Source organism: Streptomyces sp. NPDC001858 (assembly GCF_053594615.1).
This window is the reverse complement of sequence record NZ_JBSFEV010000030.1, coordinates 45427-61118: the sequence shown is the minus strand read 5'-3', so window position 1 is coordinate 61118 and position 15692 is coordinate 45427. Positions and strand designations below refer to the sequence as shown.

General features: G+C 68.9%; 19 protein-coding genes and 1 pseudogene. 8 read left to right on the top strand and 12 right to left on the bottom strand.

Annotation, left to right across the window (positions count from 1 at the left end; all coding sequences use genetic code 11):
• Positions 1 to 50: 50 nt before the first annotated feature.
• Positions 51 to 1004 (bottom strand): apiosidase-like domain-containing protein, encoded by a 954-nt coding sequence (locus ACWCPF_RS32650; RefSeq protein ID WP_451048711.1) that lies wholly within the window; start codon positions 1002 to 1004, stop codon positions 51 to 53.
• Between ACWCPF_RS32650 and ACWCPF_RS32645 the strand changes: the two genes are divergently transcribed.
• On the top strand, positions 981 to 1199 hold the full coding sequence (locus ACWCPF_RS32645; RefSeq protein ID WP_451048763.1) for a hypothetical protein: 219 nt from the start codon (positions 981 to 983) through the stop codon (positions 1197 to 1199). The two genes, ACWCPF_RS32650 and ACWCPF_RS32645, sit on opposite strands and share 24 nt — an antisense overlap.
• Here ACWCPF_RS32645 and ACWCPF_RS32640 read toward each other — a convergent pair.
• A pseudogene (locus tag ACWCPF_RS32640) lies at positions 1193 to 1549 on the bottom strand (DUF5060 domain-containing protein); the annotation flags it as partial. The gene ACWCPF_RS32645 and the pseudogene ACWCPF_RS32640 overlap by 7 nt on opposite strands.
• Positions 1550 to 1944: 395 nt before the next feature.
• Here ACWCPF_RS32640 and ACWCPF_RS32635 point away from each other — a divergent pair.
• Entirely contained in the window at positions 1945 to 2310 is a 366-nt protein-coding gene (locus tag ACWCPF_RS32635) for a hypothetical protein (protein WP_451048710.1), read from the top strand.
• 71 nt (positions 2311 to 2381) lie between these two features.
• On the opposite strand, the gene ACWCPF_RS32630 is transcribed toward ACWCPF_RS32635, so the two are convergent.
• The 3 genes from ACWCPF_RS32630 to ACWCPF_RS32620 form a co-directional block, all read right to left on the bottom strand.
• Positions 2382 to 2843 (bottom strand): GNAT family N-acetyltransferase, encoded by a 462-nt coding sequence (locus ACWCPF_RS32630; protein ID WP_451048761.1) that lies wholly within the window; start codon positions 2841 to 2843, stop codon positions 2382 to 2384.
• A 138-nt stretch (positions 2844 to 2981) separates the two neighbouring features.
• Entirely contained in the window at positions 2982 to 3386 is a 405-nt protein-coding gene (locus ACWCPF_RS32625) for a nuclear transport factor 2 family protein (protein ID WP_451048709.1), read from the bottom strand.
• A gap of 428 nt (positions 3387 to 3814) precedes the next feature.
• Positions 3815 to 4237 carry a nuclear transport factor 2 family protein gene (locus ACWCPF_RS32620; RefSeq protein ID WP_451048708.1) on the bottom strand — a complete coding sequence of 141 codons (423 nt, stop codon included), beginning with the start codon at positions 4235 to 4237 and terminating at the stop codon, positions 3815 to 3817.
• 111 nt (positions 4238 to 4348) lie between these two features.
• On the opposite strand from ACWCPF_RS32620, the gene ACWCPF_RS32615 reads away from it, so the two are divergent.
• A complete protein-coding gene (locus ACWCPF_RS32615) occupies positions 4349 to 4903 on the top strand; it encodes a TetR/AcrR family transcriptional regulator (RefSeq protein WP_451048707.1) in 555 nt (184 codons plus the stop codon).
• A 117-nt stretch (positions 4904 to 5020) separates the two neighbouring features.
• Here the strand turns inward: ACWCPF_RS32615 and ACWCPF_RS32610 are convergent, their stop codons facing one another.
• Together ACWCPF_RS32610 and ACWCPF_RS32605 are read right to left on the bottom strand one after the other, a co-directional pair.
• A complete protein-coding gene (locus tag ACWCPF_RS32610) occupies positions 5021 to 5758 on the bottom strand; it encodes a DUF4240 domain-containing protein (protein WP_451048706.1) in 738 nt (245 codons plus the stop codon).
• Complete coding sequence (locus ACWCPF_RS32605) at positions 5686 to 6849, bottom strand: ATP-binding protein (RefSeq protein ID WP_451048705.1); 1164 nt, start codon at positions 6847 to 6849, stop codon at positions 5686 to 5688. The genes ACWCPF_RS32610 and ACWCPF_RS32605 overlap by 73 nt, the downstream gene beginning before the upstream one ends.
• Positions 6850 to 7800: 951 nt before the next feature.
• Here ACWCPF_RS32605 and ACWCPF_RS32600 point away from each other — a divergent pair.
• Positions 7801 to 8478, top strand: a complete 678-nt coding sequence (locus ACWCPF_RS32600; protein WP_451048704.1) for an SDR family NAD(P)-dependent oxidoreductase — start codon at positions 7801 to 7803, stop codon at positions 8476 to 8478.
• A gap of 73 nt (positions 8479 to 8551) precedes the next feature.
• A complete protein-coding gene (locus ACWCPF_RS32595) occupies positions 8552 to 8905 on the top strand; it encodes a hypothetical protein (RefSeq protein ID WP_451048703.1) in 354 nt (117 codons plus the stop codon).
• 1 nt (position 8906) lies between these two features.
• Here the strand turns inward: ACWCPF_RS32595 and ACWCPF_RS32590 are convergent, their stop codons facing one another.
• Positions 8907 to 9605, bottom strand: coding sequence for a TetR/AcrR family transcriptional regulator (locus ACWCPF_RS32590; RefSeq protein WP_451048702.1), 699 nt, complete (start codon positions 9603 to 9605; stop codon positions 8907 to 8909).
• A 22-nt stretch (positions 9606 to 9627) separates the two neighbouring features.
• Positions 9628 to 10542, bottom strand: coding sequence for an MMPL family transporter (locus ACWCPF_RS32585; RefSeq protein WP_451048701.1), 915 nt, complete (start codon positions 10540 to 10542; stop codon positions 9628 to 9630).
• A gap of 363 nt (positions 10543 to 10905) precedes the next feature.
• Here ACWCPF_RS32585 and ACWCPF_RS32580 point away from each other — a divergent pair, with 363 nt between their 5' ends.
• The gene (locus tag ACWCPF_RS32580; RefSeq protein WP_451048700.1) at positions 10906 to 11283 is read left to right on the top strand and encodes a DUF6193 family natural product biosynthesis protein; all 378 of its coding nucleotides are present in this window, start codon (positions 10906 to 10908) and stop codon (positions 11281 to 11283) included.
• Between the two features lie 60 nt (positions 11284 to 11343).
• Here the strand turns inward: ACWCPF_RS32580 and ACWCPF_RS32575 are convergent, their stop codons facing one another.
• Entirely contained in the window at positions 11344 to 11604 is a 261-nt protein-coding gene (locus ACWCPF_RS32575; protein ID WP_451048699.1) for a hypothetical protein, read from the bottom strand.
• A 511-nt stretch (positions 11605 to 12115) separates the two neighbouring features.
• On the opposite strand from ACWCPF_RS32575, the gene ACWCPF_RS32570 reads away from it, so the two are divergent.
• Positions 12116 to 13378, top strand: a complete 1263-nt coding sequence (locus ACWCPF_RS32570) for a cation:proton antiporter (RefSeq protein ID WP_451048698.1) — start codon at positions 12116 to 12118, stop codon at positions 13376 to 13378.
• 95 nt (positions 13379 to 13473) lie between these two features.
• Here ACWCPF_RS32570 and ACWCPF_RS32565 read toward each other — a convergent pair whose 3' ends face one another.
• Both ACWCPF_RS32565 and ACWCPF_RS32560 read right to left on the bottom strand, forming a co-directional pair.
• On the bottom strand, positions 13474 to 14406 hold the full coding sequence (locus ACWCPF_RS32565; protein WP_451048697.1) for an RNA polymerase sigma-70 factor: 933 nt from the start codon (positions 14404 to 14406) through the stop codon (positions 13474 to 13476).
• 116 nt (positions 14407 to 14522) lie between these two features.
• On the bottom strand, positions 14523 to 14996 hold the full coding sequence (locus ACWCPF_RS32560) for a carboxymuconolactone decarboxylase family protein (protein WP_451048696.1): 474 nt from the start codon (positions 14994 to 14996) through the stop codon (positions 14523 to 14525).
• Positions 14997 to 15166: 170 nt separating this feature from the next.
• Here ACWCPF_RS32560 and ACWCPF_RS32555 point away from each other — a divergent pair, with 170 nt between their 5' ends.
• Positions 15167 to 15550: a DoxX family protein gene (locus ACWCPF_RS32555; RefSeq protein WP_451048695.1), complete on the top strand. Its 384-nt coding sequence runs from the start codon at positions 15167 to 15169 to the stop codon at positions 15548 to 15550.
• The last annotated feature ends 142 nt before the right edge of the window (positions 15551 to 15692 follow it).

Genomic DNA, 15692 nt, shown 5'->3' with positions numbered 1-15692 from the left:
CGCCTCCGACACCTACCGCCGCACCACGGATCCGGCCTCCTCGTCGGCCTTCAGGGCGCGTCCGCCGCCCAGTCGGCGCAGCAGACGAAAACGCGTGGAGCTCCTCCGTCGTCCGGGATGACGAGTTCCCCTCGCTGCCGGTGGCCCTTGCCGGTGATCTCGCCGGTGCGTGGGTCGTAGACGCGGTAGGGGCGGGGGACGTCGTGATCCGTGTCGGGGTGGACCCTGAGCGGGCCCCCGTGTTCGGCGTAGCTCAGGTAGAGCCGGCCGGGCGCGGACAGGCCGCGTGGTGCGAAGGTGAGCTGCCAGTCGGGTCTCATGTCCGCCAGGGGAAGCCCGGCGAGGATGTGGGCGACCATGCCGACGTGGCGTGATCCTTCGAAGTCCAGCGCCTCGCGCCACCCGGCGTCCGGAGCGAGAAAGAAGGGCTGGTGGCCGGGTTCGGCCGGGTGGAGGCGCCACTGCCATAGTCCGGCGGCACCGTAGACCACGCCTATCGTGCCTCCGGCGCACAGGTTCGACCAGGATTCGTGGCCCTGCCACCAGTCGGCCGCGAGGCCGAGGCGACCGGTGTTCTCGTAGGTCGGCTCGCCGTTGGCGACGGCCTTGGCCGGGAGGTTGCGCCACATGTCGGCGACCCGTTCGGGGACATGTTCGCCCCGGTGACCGGTCTGGCACCACTGGAAGTCCAGCCAGGGCGCGTCCTGGTGGGCGTCGTTGCGGGCGTGGGGGCGGTAGTGGACGCCGGTCGGTTGCCCGTACGCGTCCCACTCCTCGATCTCACGGCTGCCCGCCGCGATCTGCGGTTCGCTGCCGCTGCCGTCCGCGCCGACCAGCCAGACGGCCGGGGCGGCGCCGTAACGGGCGAGCAGGTAACGGCAGTAGCGCGCGTACTCGGCGGGCGGAACCGTCGCGCCGACCGCGCGCAGCCCCTTCCATCCGAAGCCCTGGAAGACCGGTCGCAGGACCGGGGTGATCCCGTGTTCCAGCAGCACGGCGTGCAATCGGTCGAAGTACTGGAAGTAGGAGTGGCGCGGTCTGTTGAGGTGACCGTCTCGCAGATCCTCGAAGGCGACGTCGAAGCCCTCGAAGCCCTCGTCGGCGGTGTCCGGTCCTGCGGGCTGCGGGCGTCCATGTCGGGCTGGAGACTCATCAGCAGCACCGCGTTGAAGCGCTTGGCCGCACGGTCGGCCGCATAGATGTGTACGTCGTCCTCGGTGGCCCGCCAGGGCAGGGCCCAGGCGGTGTCCGCGACGAGCAGGGCGGGGGTGCCGTCGGCGTGCACCAGGTTCCGTCCGCCCGGGGACATCCGCCAGAAGCCGTGGCGCAGAAAGGGGTTCGGGGAGTCCACCGCCCTCGGCCGCACCTCGACTTCGCCTGTACGGCCGTCCAGCCCCGAGTCGGCGACCGAACTGTGGGTGCGCCAGGTCCAGCGCCCGCCGGACAGCGGCGAGGCGAATCGGACCCTCCAGGTGGGTCCGCCGTCCCAGAACGCCGGGCGACTCACCGTCACCCCCGTGTCATGGGTGAAGTCGGCCCAGACCTCCACGTCGGTGTACGGGTTGGCGTAGGCGCGCTCCGCACCGAGCACGCGAGCAATGTGCGGCGCTGAAACCGCTGTTGCCGACGGGCAAGAAGCCAGGACGGCCGCCGACTTGGGCCAAGCGGCGGCTGCCCGACGGGATACGGTTCCGGGTCCGCACCGGCATCCATCCCGGGGCGGGATCTGCCGGCTGAGTAACGGACCGTGGGGCCGGGTGTACGACTTGTTCCGCCGACGGCACCTGGCATCCGATCTTCTCCGACCAACAGGCACGGGCGGACGACCCGCCTGGCGGCGTCACCGTCGAGCCGGACGACCACAGGCTCGGACGCTCGGGCGCTCGCGCGGCGGCCTGGCCACCAAAAAGACTGCACCGGGCCGTCGAACAGGGCCGGAAGCACATGTCCATCGTGATCACGGCCAGGCAGCGGAGCGGTTCCCCGCAGTTCGAGGCTGTCCTGAACAAGATCCGTGTCCCGCGTCTTGGGCCGGGCGGGCCGCGCACGCGGCCCGATCGGGTGCGGGCCGACAAGGCGTACGCCTCCCGGAAGAACCGCGCTTACCCGCGGCCGCGCGGGTTCCGCGGCACCATCCCGGACAAGGCCGACCAGTCCGACCAGGATGACCAGTCCGGCAACTGCAACAAACGCGGTTCGCACGGCGGCCGGCCGCCGAAGTGCGAGCCACAGGACTACGAAGCTCGGCACTCAGTCGAGTGCGGCGTCAATCGCCTCGAAAGGGCACCGGGCCGTGGCTACAAGGGATGACAAGCTCGCGGTCCGCTACGAGGCGACCGTACTCGTCGCGGCCATCAACGAGTGGCTATAGACCGACCACGTCACGATGGTGCTGCGTAACAGCGGATGGCCACCGTCTGGTGCGGACTCCACCGCTGCTCGACTGTGGCCATCAGCTCCCAGCCCAGCCGCTCATACAGGGCTGCCGCGGCAGTATCGGATGCGACGACGTCGAGCACCGGATGCAGGTCACGACGCCGCGCTTCCTCCACTGCTTGGCCGATCAGCAGTGCACCGATCCGATGTCCCCTCGCCTGCGGGGCAACGAACAGTCTGCTGACCACGGCGGTCATACCCCGTGTCGCCCCGTTCCGCTTACTCCACAACATCGGGGCCAGATCGCCTGCGCCGCCTTCCGACAAACTGACATGCCCCACCAGGCCGCCTTCGAGTTCGGCAACCCAGGAGCCCAGCAGCGGACCGCGTGACAGCCACTCGCCGGGCTGATCCGGCCAGTTCACCGGATAGCCGTCGCGCGCATGGACCTCCGCGAGGACGCGCACGCACTCCTCGACATCGCCGTCAGCCCTCTGCCGGACCCAGCGGCTCGGCCTCTCGTCCGGCACCCCGAAGCTCTCGATGTTCACTCGGGCATAGAAACACAGGCCACAGCGTCGCAACCAGCACTTTTGATGCAGCCCTTAGTTCGTCACCAGTACGTCGACGGCGTGGATGGTGTCGAGGTATTCCCTGACGCGGACGATCTTCTCGTCGCGCAGCTGGAAGACGTAGACGATCCGCTGGTCGTAGACCTTGTCGGCCGCGGAAACCCCGTGACTTTCGGCGTCGACCACGACCCGGTCGTCCTGAGCCGTGGTGGAGGTGACCTTGAGTTCCACTCCGTTCGGCATGGTCTGTCCGACCGCGCCAAGGAGTTGCACGAGCCGTCGCTTGTCGTAGTCGCCGGCGAGGGGGAAGCGGTCGGGCTTGCCCGGCACCCACCACACCGCCTGATCGTCCAGCAGCGCGAACGCCGCTTCGGCGTCGCCCGCGTTGAAGCTCTCGAAGAAGCTCAGCACCACATCGGTGTTGCCGCCATGAGCCATGACACGTTCTCCTCGGTCGATGTCCCATGTGTTCACTTGCGCGGCAGGCCCCGCCGTTCGACGACGCCATCGACCGCCCCGGGTGACCGCAGGAACGGGCGTGGGGCAGGCATGGGGCAGGTATGGGGCAGTTGCCTGGAAGGTGTGAGGCAGGTCAACCGGACCAGGCCAGCATGCCGCGGGCCTCTCGCGCGTACGGCCCATCGAGGTCAACGACCCACCCGATCCGCCGGACCCCCTGGATCCACTGCATCCACTGGCAGGAGGCTTCGGGCACCGGGTCCCAGCCCACCTCGGCATGGCTCACCCGACCGAGATCGCCCGCCACCCTTCCACGGCTCGGCCGCTTTCCGGCCGCAAGACCTGAGCAGCCTGCGACCGCCGACCCCGCCCGCGATCGCGCCTCCGCGAGGCCCTCCGTCGCGGTGCTAAAGGACGGACCCGATCGCTTCGTGAGTGTGGTTCCAGTCGATGTTCACGGTGCGCTCGTCGAGCCCCCACTTACCGTTCTGGCGGCTGTAGACGTCGTGGTAGCGGATGACGGACACGCGCACCTTGCCGTCCTTGAGGTGGTGGGCGAGGACGTAGATCTCGCCGGTGGCGGCGTCGCCGCTCTCGGCGATGTCGAAACGGGAGTTGCCGATGAAGTGGAAGGTCTTGTCGAACTGCGCCTGCAACTCGATGAGTTTGCCCACCTCCTCGTGCCCCTCCGCAACGAAGTCCATGGACGGGACGACCAGCCGCCCGTCGGGGTGGAACGCCGACAGCATCAGCTCGCGGTCCAGCCGGTCGGTGCCGGCGGCGTTGGCGGTACAGACGGCCATGAGCTCGGACTCGATGGTGGAGGACATGACGAGGCCCTTTCGACATCAGAGAAGCGGGGAATTCCCCGGTTAGCTCGACGCTACCCTATCCGGAGGATTCCCCGTTTAGTGAGTGCGACGAGTGTGAGGTGACGAGTGATGGCCCCCCGGACTCTGCGCGCCGACGCCCGCCGCAACTACGACCTGCTGGTGGCCGCCGCCCGCAAAGCCATCTCCGAGTACGGACCCGATGCTCCGCTCGACGACATCGCGCGCCGCGCCGGCGTGGGGAACGCCACGCTCTACCGGCACTTCCCCACCCGGGACACACTGCTGGTCGCCGTGTACTCCACCGAGATCGACGCGCTCACCGACGCCGCCCGCCAACTCCTGAAGAGCATGGGGAACGGCCAGGCGCTCAAGGCCTGGATGCGCCTTTTCGTCGAGCACCTCACCGCCCGCAGGGGCCTGGCCTCGGCCACGCTCAACACCGCCGGCGAGAGCAAGAACCTCATCTGCCACTGGCACGACCCGCTGGTCGCGACGACGGCCGAACTGCTCGCCGACGCCCACCGACACGACACGGCTCGCGCGGACATCAAACCGGTGGAGCTGCTCATGATGGCCAACACCATCGCGGCCGTCGTAGAGTTCGCCCCCGACGCCGGCGAACGCCTCCTCGACATCGCCTTCGACGGCATCACACCGCGCTGACGACCAAAAGACGAGCCACCGGCAAGGTGAAAGTCGGGTGCCCCCAAGGGGCGAGCCTGGCCGACACCGCGCATGCGATGTCGCCGTATCCGGTCTATCCCGTCTGCAGCCCTGCCGTCAGGCACCCGCGCTCCCGCCTCGCACGAGGCTCGCAGTACGCCCAGGACAACAGGTCGTTGGCGCAGAACAGGTCCGTCGGCCATCACACCGAGCCCGAGACGCGGTCGCACGGCACATCTCGCAACGCGGTGACGGGCGGGCCGGGGTCGGACCGTGCCAGAGAGCACCCCTGCGCCGGCCCTCGACCTGCCGAGCAGGCGACGATCCGCCCGGCACTCCGGTCGACGAGAACGAAGGTAATGCCAACGGCCTGGCGATGCCCAGCATGTCCTCACCGTCCAGGTCGATGCCGCCGGCCGCGGAGGCTTGAACGATGGGCAGTTCTCCCAAGGCATCGGGGTCAGCGACTGCGCGCTCGAAGACTCCACGGCCCTGAGCAAACAGCCAGCCGCGGAAGTAGTCGAAGCCATCGTCAGAGCACCCGCCGTTGGCGATGTAGGCAGCGACCCAGAGAGGATTAGTGCAAGAGTCAACCATCAGGTCCCACAGCACCTGCTCAGCAGCGACGATCTCCTCGGCCGACCGGGAGGCCACCAGCGAGGTCACCTCGCGAGCGACCGCTTCGCCGTCGCTCGGGTTGGACGCCTGATTGCGGGCTGCCTCAATGGGCTGCCAGAACTGCTGCTTGGCTGGGCTGGACCGGCAGGGCGATTCGTTGTTGGTCAGTCCCGGCGGGCACCCTGGACGATCCGGTCGATGACGGCTGCGGCCCGCTCCGGGTCTTCCTTCAGCCACCTGCCGAGATGGTGCTGGACGGCCTGTCCGACGCAGTCGCGTACTTCGGCGTTGCCCAGCACGCCCGGCGTGGAGCCCCCGAACTCGGGACGGTCCAGCTTCACCGACACGACCGCCGTCACGCCCGCGCCGATCCGATCGGCGCCAAAGTCGGGGTCTTTAGCTGTCAGCAGCCCTTGCTCCCGCGCGTAGGCGGTGACTGCGGCCGTCATCCCTTCGCGGAAGCCCGCCGCGTGCGTACCGTCGGCGGTGGGCCAGCTGTTGGCGAAGCTCCGTACCCGCTCCTCAGGGCAGCTGCACCAGCGGAAGGCCACCTCCATCGTCCCCGCCATCCGAGGGTCCTCGCGCTCGAAGGCGATGACGTCCGTGGGAGCGGACGCCGCCGAGTGGCCGTCGAGGAAAGCGACGAAGTCCCGCGCCCCGCCCGGGAACCGGAGCTGCACCGAACGGGACTCATCCGGGCGGCGCAGGTCGGTCAGGGAGATCTCCAAGCCCTGGTTCAGGAAGGCCAGTTCCCTGAATCTCTCCGCCAGTCCGTCGAACAAGAACTCTGCGGCTCCGAAGATGTCGGCGTCAGGCCAGAAGGCAACGGTGGTGCCGCTTCCGGTCGCCGTCCCCGCCTCGGTGAGCGGGGTGGTGGCCACGCCGCGCGCGTACTCCTGGACCCATCGGGCTCCCCCGCGCCGCACCTCGGCCGTCATCCGTTGCGACAAGGCAGTGACGACGGCGGGCCCCAAGCCGCAGAAGCCGAGCGTCACGTTGTGGCGGCCTCCGGCTCCCGGTCCGGCCTGCATTTGAGTGAGCAGGGCTTCGAGCCCGGGATCGCCGGCGGGCCCCGTCTCGTCGATGGGAATGCCCGGCCCGTCGTCGGCGACACACACGCCGCCGTCGGACGTGAGAGTGACGTCGACGGCGGTGGCACAGCCGTCCAGAACCTCGTTCACCGCTCGGTCTGCGATCTCGAACACCATCTGGCGCAGGCCGCGTTCACTTGTTGAGCCGATGTACATTCCGGGCCGCTTTCGAACGGCTTCCCACCCCTCCAATACCTGGATGTGGCTGGCGTCGTACCCGGTGGCTTCCTCGCCCACGATGTCCCCTCCGATGGTGTCCAGTAGACCTTCCCAGGCTAGGCGAATCCCGGAAAAACACCAGGTCAGAGCCATTTCTCCGATGTCGCGAGCGGGCGTGTGAGCGACTGTCCGGAGGCAGGCGGACCAGGAGTCACGCATCATCGCCGGAGTGCGGCGGCGGGCCCGCCGAGGGCGTGAACGGCACCCTTACCGTCCGCCCCAAGGCCACAGTTTCGACTCCGGCAAGATCCTCCCCGGCCGGGGTGGAGGCGGTGAAACTGTGAGGACCGGGCCGAGCGCGCCAAGCCGGTCTTATCGTGCAGGAGGAAGCCGCGGCGGTGACGCAGCAGGTCGGTGAGCGCGCGGGCGAAGTCGCAGGCTGCCGCGATGTCCGGGCAGGCGAGCCGCACTTCGTCCAGTCCGGCGGCATCGCGACGCGACAGGCTCTCGCGTGTCTGCATGATTCAGCCGGCGATCCGGCGCGGCCGGGGTAACTCGGCCGGGCCGTGGGTGCGGGGCCGGCGTGGACGGTGCGGAGGTGGTGCGTGAGGGTGAGTGGCAGCCCTCGTCGCCATGTTCACGCTGCTGCTCGAACAGGGTCGTACCACCGGTGTTTCCGCGGGTGAACTCGGCCTGGAGGAAGGGGTTGAAGCGGTCAGGCGGAACGCTACGGCGGTCGCGAGCCGAGGCAGGTCGGACATGGCCTCGCGCCGGTCCGGCCCGAGGTCGCGGACGACGACCTCCACGGAATGCCCCTCGCAGCGCGCCGGGACATGTGACTCAACGGCCTCCGCGACCAGCAGCCTCGCATCACTCACCGCGCGGTCATGCGAGACCTCGATCAACCGCCTCGCCGACCCGCAACCGGATTACCCTATCCAGTTCGCGTGCTACGCTCGCACCACCGAAACGGATAGGGCTATCCATCTATTCGATTCATCAACACTTCACTCACCGGAAGGACCTGCCATGACCAGCATCGCCATCATCGGAGCCGGCCCCCAGCTGGGCCTGTCCATCGCTCGGACCTTCAGCTCCCGGGGCTTCGACGTCGCCCTGATCTCCCGCAACCGCGCGAAGCTCGACGGCCTTGTGGACACCCTCACCACCGAGGGCATCACCGCCGTCGCCTTCCCCGCGGACGTACTCGACCGCGACGCACTCACCCAGGCGCTCAAGGACGCCGCCACGCGGTTCGGCGGGATCGACGTCCTGGAGTACTCGCCGGTCGGCACGTTCGGGGGCACCACGTTGACCACCCCGGCCGAGACCGACCCGTCCCATGTACAGCACGAGATCGAGTTCCAGCTCTACGGCGCCATCGCCGCCACCAAGGCCGTACTGCCCTCGATGCGCGAGGCCGGCGCCGGCACCCTGCTCTACACCACCGGTGCCGGCTCCATCGATCCCGTCCCGCAGGTCGGCAACGTCAACGCCGCCGCCGCGGCGCTGCGCAACTGGGCGATCAACCTGCACAAGGAACTGGACGGCACCGGCATCCAGGCCGCCCACGTCGGCATCGACGTCTCGATCGGCATGTCGGTCATCCCTGACTTCCCGACGGCCCAACCCGAGCAGATCTCCCCCGTCTACTGGGACCTGCACACGACCAAGCGCGACCAGGCCGAGCTCGTCTTCACGCTCTGACACCCCGCGGCCTACCGATGCCTGTCTATGCCTGCCGCCAAGCGATCCCCTCTCCTTCGAGGAGCAGTCGGACATGGCCACGACCACCGATCCGTCCTGCGTCGACCTGGCACTGGTCAACCCCCGCGCCGTACGTCTCGTCGCGGCATTCAAGGACGCCCTGGCCCGGATGCGCGACGAGGAGGGACTGACCTTCGACGACCTCAACGCGGCCGCCCCCCTGATCCAGAAGATCCACACCGTCACCGGCGTCCCGCTGGCGCTGGCCGCCATGCCCCTGTATCGCGAGGTCTTCCGAGGGCGGCCGCGACGGCTACACCCCCTCCGAGGACGTCAACAGCCCCACCTGCAGGGCCGGTTCGCGTCGTATCGGCAACCCCGGCACCCTGCCGATGCAGCGGAGCGGTGGTTTCCGTTGTCGTTGTAAGTCAGCTGTTCAGGCTGTCCGGTGGCGGGGCTGCCTCGCCTGGCGGACTGGCTCGGAGCATGGACCGGTAGAGAGCCTCATGCTCGGGTGGGGGAGGCAGAGGGCCACGGGACGGGGCCTCGAAGGACTGGATGAACAGGGCCACGACGCGGCGCCAGGCGTCGGGGGCGGCGGTGCCCGTGGCATTGACGACGCCGGCGTTGGCCATGTGGATCAGCACCAGGTCCGAGGGGTCGAAGTCCTCGCGCAGCCGGCCCGTCTCCTTGGCGCGGCCGATGAGCCGCACCATCCCTTCGTACGCCTCGTTCCGGCGCTTCTCCATGGCTTTCGCGGTGGGGAAGGTCATGGTCAGCACGTCGGCGAAGCCATAGTCGGCAGCCTGCATCGCACAGGCCGCCTCGATGTAGCCGACGAACCCGTGCCAGGGATCCGGGTCTTCCAGGGCTGCGGCGACCGCGTCCGCGTAGGCGTCCATCCGGTCGGCGAAGACGGCGGCGACCAGTTCCTCCTTCGTGGGGAAGCGGCGGAACATGGTGGCGATCCCCACTCCGGCCTCGCGCGCAACGGAGGCCATCGAGGCGTTCAGGCCGTCGCGCGCGAACATCCTGCGCGCGGCGGCGATGATCCGCTCCCGGTTGCGCTCGGCATCGCTGCGCAGCGGCTGGCCGACAGGGGTGCCGGAGTCCTGGGAGCGATTCATGGGCCGCAGTCTAGCAATCGGATCACCCTATCCACTTTTGCGCCAGGCTCACGCCAGAGAACCGAGGCACTCGTGAGGCCGGGTCCGTCGTCCACGGCCGAGCCGTGTCACGCGAGGGCGGGCTCGCCGGCGACCCCAGAGCAGGCCGCGTCACTCTGCGGGCGAGTTCTCGGGACCGGTACCGGGAGACGATGAACAGGGCGTAGTCGATCGCCACGGCCAGCCCGAGCATCAGCGCGAGCGTCGAGGAGGCGGAGGCCATGTCGGCGAACTGGGTCGCGACGGTGATGCCGCACACCGCCGCCGCGACTCCGAAGATCGCAGTCACCAGCGGCAGTCCGGCCGCGAGGAGCGAGCCGAAGGTGATGACGAGGACGAAGGCCGCGACGACGAGACCGATCAGCTCGGCCGCCTTGCTGGCGGCCTTCTCCTGCACGGCGTTGCCACCGAGACTGACGCTCAGCCCCGCTTCGTTCCCCTCCTCGGCGACCTTGTCCAGCGCATCGCCGGCGGCGTCGGTGAGATCGGCCTTGGGCACCTTGTAGGTGACCTGGGCGTAGGCGATGGTCCCGTCCTTGCTGACGCGCCCGCTGGAGAAGGGCTCGGAGACGCTCGCCACCTGCGGCGCGGCCTTCAACTCGGCGACGAGCACGGCGATCTCGGACTTGTTCTCGGCGGAGGTCAGCTTCTGCCCCTCGGTCGCCTCGAACACGACCCGCGCGGTCGCCCCGCCCGCGGACGCCTGCGGGAACTCCTTCTCCAGCAGGTCGATCGCGTTCTGGGACTGGGTGCCGGGCAGGGTGAAGTCGTCGGTCGTCGTTCCGGAACTGCTGACGGCTCCGACACCGACAGCGGCGAGGACGACGATCCACAGGCTCAGGAAGAGTCGTCGCCGCCGAAAGGCCAGCCGGCCCAGGCGGTACAGGAAGGTGGCCACGCAAGTACTCCCACCAGGAGAAGAGGATCACTACGAGAGAGCCGGGACCGGATCTTCAGCCCGCCTCCGTGGCCAAGCTACGAGCGGATTCCGGGCCGGCGACGGCACCACAGGACCGAATCCGGGCGGGGACCGGTACCGGGGTACTGGTGCGGGGGCGAACCGGGGTGTCGGTGCGGGGGCGCACCGGGGTGTTGGTGCCGGGGTCGCGGGTGCGGAACGCGTCGACGAGGGACATCCGCGGCGGTCAGCAGCGATCCTGAACGGGTTCGCCCGCGGCGTCAGCGCCTCTCCGCACAGGAGGACCATGCAGTGCCAGACTCAGAGGCACCACCCCGCAGCCCGCAGGCGGTGTGGGAGGAGTTGCTGCAGCAGTTCCGCCCGCCGCACTCCGACTCGGACCCCTATACCCCATCGATGTGGATCCTTCTCCAGGCCGCAAGCCGGCATCCGCTCCTGCGCAGGATGTATCCCGAGCTCTCCACGAGCATGCTCACGTTCTCTCTGACGGATGACTTCGACGCTCGCGAAGGCGAGCGATTCCCCGTCATCGGCGCCGCCGCTGGGGAGTTCGGCGTATCCGCCTACCCTGTCACCGAGGGCAACGTTCTTCTCGTCACGAGCAATGTCCAGGAGGCCATCACACTCGCAGCCCGCCTACTGCACCAGCAGCTCGATTCCCTGGCATCTCCCCCAGGTCCGATCCGTCCCTCACCTGGCGCGGAAGGCCATGCAGTGTGATGCGTGGCATTACAGTGCTGGACTCTTGGGTCAACTCGTGCGGGCTTGGCTCCTACGCGGTCAGCAGGCCTTGCGGGCCTTGTTGCGGCGTATGACGAGGCGGCCGAGGACGAAAGCAGCCTTCGCCAGGATCGCTGCCAGGACGGCTCCGACGGCCCAGTGCCTCCATGGACCGGACACCAGCAGAAGTCCCCCCAACCCCAGGTGCACGGCCACGACCAGCGCGATGAGGGCTATGAAGCCGAGCTTCGCGCCGCGTCGTGAACGGGCCACGGTCTTCTTCGGCGACGACGGAGACGTGGTGGATTTTTCGGTGCTCAAGATGAGGGACCTCAGCTTCGAAGGTGGTCGGTGCTCATCCATGACGACCATGCGGAGCGCTGATCTGTGACAGCCGGATCAGCTGCATCTGTCATTCACACGCTGGGCGATCGGGCGTACGCACGCAGGGGCATGGGGGTACGCGTCACACTCTTTAAATATGCATCTCAAATGCAAGATTGATAGAGTGTCAACGCGCGGCCGGATCTTGGGAACCGGTTCCCAAAACCGTGTCACACCGTCCGAACGGCCAGCAGGAAGGGGGGAGTTCGCGGGCGTCGCCCCGCAAGCCCGAACGGCCGCAGGCTCGAACGGCCGCAAGCTCGCGTCGCGCGGAGACGTACCCACCGGGCCGCCGCCCCGGCTTCGCCACGGTGCCGTGCCGAGCGCACCCCGCACGGTCCGGGCGGGTCCCCGTCCGTGCACGGCTCCGGCTGTCTGTCTGTGGGAGCACCCACGCTACGGCCCGTCGATTTGACGGACCACACCCCCCTCGCCACTGGAGTCCCCCATGGGCTACGACAATCTCCTGATCGTGCTGGCCATAGCGGCCGCTGCACCGCTTCTGCTCGCCAGTGTCCCCCGGCTTCCCCTCCCCGGAGCGGTACTCGAAATCCTGGCGGGCATCGTCCTCGGCCCGGCCGTACTGCACGTCGTCGAGGCCGATACCGCCGTCGAGTTGCTTTCGGTCATCGGCCTGGGCTTCCTGCTGTTCCTCGCCGGCCTGGAGATCGACATCCAGCAGCTCCGCGGGCCCCGTGCGCGGCTGATCGGCACGGGCCTTCTCGCCTCGGCTGCGCTTGCGGCCACGGTCGGCTGGCTCATGCACATCGCCGGACTCGTCGAGAGTCCCCTGCTGATCGGCACCGCCCTCACGGCGACGGCGCTGGGACTGCTGGTCCCGATCCTCAAGGACTCCGGGGCGATCGACCGGCCGGTGGGACAGCTGACGATCGGCGGCGCATCGGCCGGCGAGGTCGGAGCCGTCGTCCTTCTGTCGCTGCTCTTCTCGGAAGAAAGCTCGGGCGCGGGCTCGAAGATCCTCCTGCTCCTCACCCTGGCCGGGATTTCGGCGCTCATCGTCGCGGCTTCCGTACGCATCGGACAGTGGGCCTGGCTCACCAACACCCTCGACCGACTGGCCGACACCAGCGCCCAGATCCGCATCCGGCTGGCGATGCTGCTCGTCGTGGGGCTCTCGGCGATGGCGCTCCACCTGGGCTTCGAGGCCATCCTCGGGGCGTTCGTCGCAGGTGCCGTCCTCCGACTGGTCGACCCGGACGCCGAACGGTCCCACCCCCGGTTCCACATGAAGCTCGCCGGCCTCGGCTACGGATTCCTCGTTCCCGTGTTCTTCGTGACGAGCGGGATCCAGTTCAACCTCGGCGCCCTGTTCGAGGATGCCGGGACCGTCCTGCGGGTGCCGATGTTCCTGGCCGCGCTGCTGCTGGTCCGCGGCCTTCCGGCACTGCTGTACCGCGCTGCCGGACTCTCCTGGACGGACGTCGCGGCCGGCGCTCTGCTCCAGGCCACATCACTGCCGGTCATCGTGGCCGCGGCGACCATCGGCCTGAAACTGGACGCCATACGGCCCGAGAACGCGTCCGCACTGGTCGCCGCCGGGCTGCTCTCCGTGATCATCTTTCCCCTGCTCGCGCTGCCCCTCCTCAACCGCAAGGTGGCACCCGACGCCGAACAGTCGGACACGGCGGGAATCGAACACACACCATCTGCCGCCCGCCCACGAACCCTTGACACCGAGCCACGCCCATGAGCCGGTGCGGCCGACCGCCGGGACGCTCGGCCGCATCCTTCCAGGCCGGAGCGTGGGCCGCTTGGATGGGTGCGGCATGCGCTCGCGACAGCGGGTCACTGCGTCCGCTTGCGGATCTGCTTCACTTCCCGGTCAACGGCCCAGGCGTCCGCGACCGGGCCGAGGTGGCCGAGCTTGTCGGGGTTGATGACCGAGCGGATGGTCTGGATCTGCCCGCCGAGCACATCGAGGGCGAGGATGTGGAGGACCTTGCCGTCCCGGTCGCGGAAGAGCGCGCCCGGCTGGCCGTTGACCTCGTGGCGTTCGAACGTGATGTCAACCCGCGCCATCAGCGGGTAGACGGTGGCGAGCAGCCTGGCCACGTTCTCGGCGCCGGCAACGGCCCTGGCCAGCTGCGGGGCCTTGCCACCGCCGTCCCCGACGAGCTGGACATCGGCCGACAGCAGACTCCGCAGTCCGTCCACGTCTCCCTGCGCCAGAGCCTCGAAGAACCGCCGCGCCAGCTCCTGCCGCTCCTGGCGGTCCGCTTCGAACCGGGGCCGTCCCTCCTGCATGTGGCGGCGTGCCCGTACGAGCAGTTGCCGGCACGCCGCCTCCGAGCGTCCCACCGCCGCGGCGATCTCGTCGAAGCCGAAGGCGAAGATCTCCCGCAGCACGAACACCGACCGCTCCAGCGGGCTGAGCCGCTCCAGGAGCAGCAGCGCCGCCATCGACACCGAGTCGGCCAGCTCCGCCGCGCGGACCGGGTCCTCGTACGGATCGTCCAACAGCGGCTCGGGCAGCCACGGTCCGACGTACTCCTCGCGCCGCACCCGGGCGGAGCGCAGCACGTCGATGGCGATCCGGGTCACCGTGGTCGACAGGAACGCCTTGACCGACACCGGCCGGGTGGGCGAGGCGTCGTAGCGGAGCCAGGTCTCCTGCACCGCGTCCTCCGCCTCGCCCACGCTGCCCAGGATCCGGTACGCGATCGAGAACAGCAGCGGTCGTAGCTCCTCGAACTCCTCGAACTCCTCGACCTTGCCCACGCCGACTCCCCCTTTAGATCTGAGTGCCCGGCCGGACCCGCGCCGACGAGACCTGACGACCTTGATCATGACGTCCCGGCCCCGAGCCGGGGTGCGGTGACGGTGGTGGTGGCGGTTCAGTGGAACTGGCCGACCTGGTATTCGCCGGCCGGCTGCTGGGTGATGATGTTCAGCCGGTTCACCGCGTTCATGAACGAGACCAGCAGGACGAGGGCCGTGAGCTGATCCTCGTCATAGTGCTGGGCGGCGCGCTCCCACACGTCGTCGCTGACCCCGGTGGCCGTGTCCGCGACCCGGGTCCCCTGCTCCGCCAATGCCAGCGCGGCGCGTTCAGCCTCGGTGAAGACCGTCGCTTCCCGCCAGGCCGCGATCAGGTTCAGCCGCACCGGGCTCTCGCCGGCCGCGGCGGCTTCCTTGGTGTGCATGTCGATGCAGACCGCGCAGCCGTTGATCTGGCTCACGCGCAGCGCCACCAACTCCTGCGTCGTGGCTGACAGCGGCAATGCCTTCAGCTCCCGGCCGGCCGACATGAAGTACTTGAGGGCCTTGCCGGCGGTCGGGTTGGCGAAGTAGTTCAATCGCGCGTCCATCGGGTGCTCCTCCACGTTCGTCGATGCCTTCAACCCCGAGACGAGGCAGCCCTCACTCCTGTGACATGCCGCGGTGTGCCTATGTCTCTGCGCTGTCCGGGTTCGGCCATGTCACAGGCCGAGTCACTGCCTCGTCTCGGGTGCGGAAGTCCTCGATCAGGGAGTTGACGATGAACATCGCGCTGTGGACCATCGCCGGAGTGCTCGCCGCTGTCTGCCTGGTGGGCAGCTCCAAGATGTTCGTGCCGCAGGAGAAGCTGGCTGCGGTGGGCTCCTCTGCGCAGTGGGTCCTGGAGTTCAGCCCCGGTGCTCTCAAGGCCATCGGCGCAGTCGAGTTGCTGACTGCGGTCGGCCTGATTCTGCCCGCGGTGCTCGACATCGCGCCGGTGCTGGTGCCGCTGGCCGCTACCGGACTTGTGCTGCTGTTCGCCTGCGCGGTCGCCATGCGTCTGCGTCGTGGCGAGAAGGCCACGATCACCGGCGACCTGATCTACCTCGCCCTGGCGGCCTTCGTCGCATGGGGCCGTTTCGGTCCCATGCCCTTCGCCGGCTGACCACCGGCACTCTGCTCATTCCTCCTCGGCGTCGTGGGCAAAGCCGCCACGGCTCGCACGGTCGCTCAGCGGCCCGGTCCCTCCGCGCTGACGCCCGAGACGTCCGGTCCCGGGGGACCGGAGGCCGGCGCTGAGCCGGCCG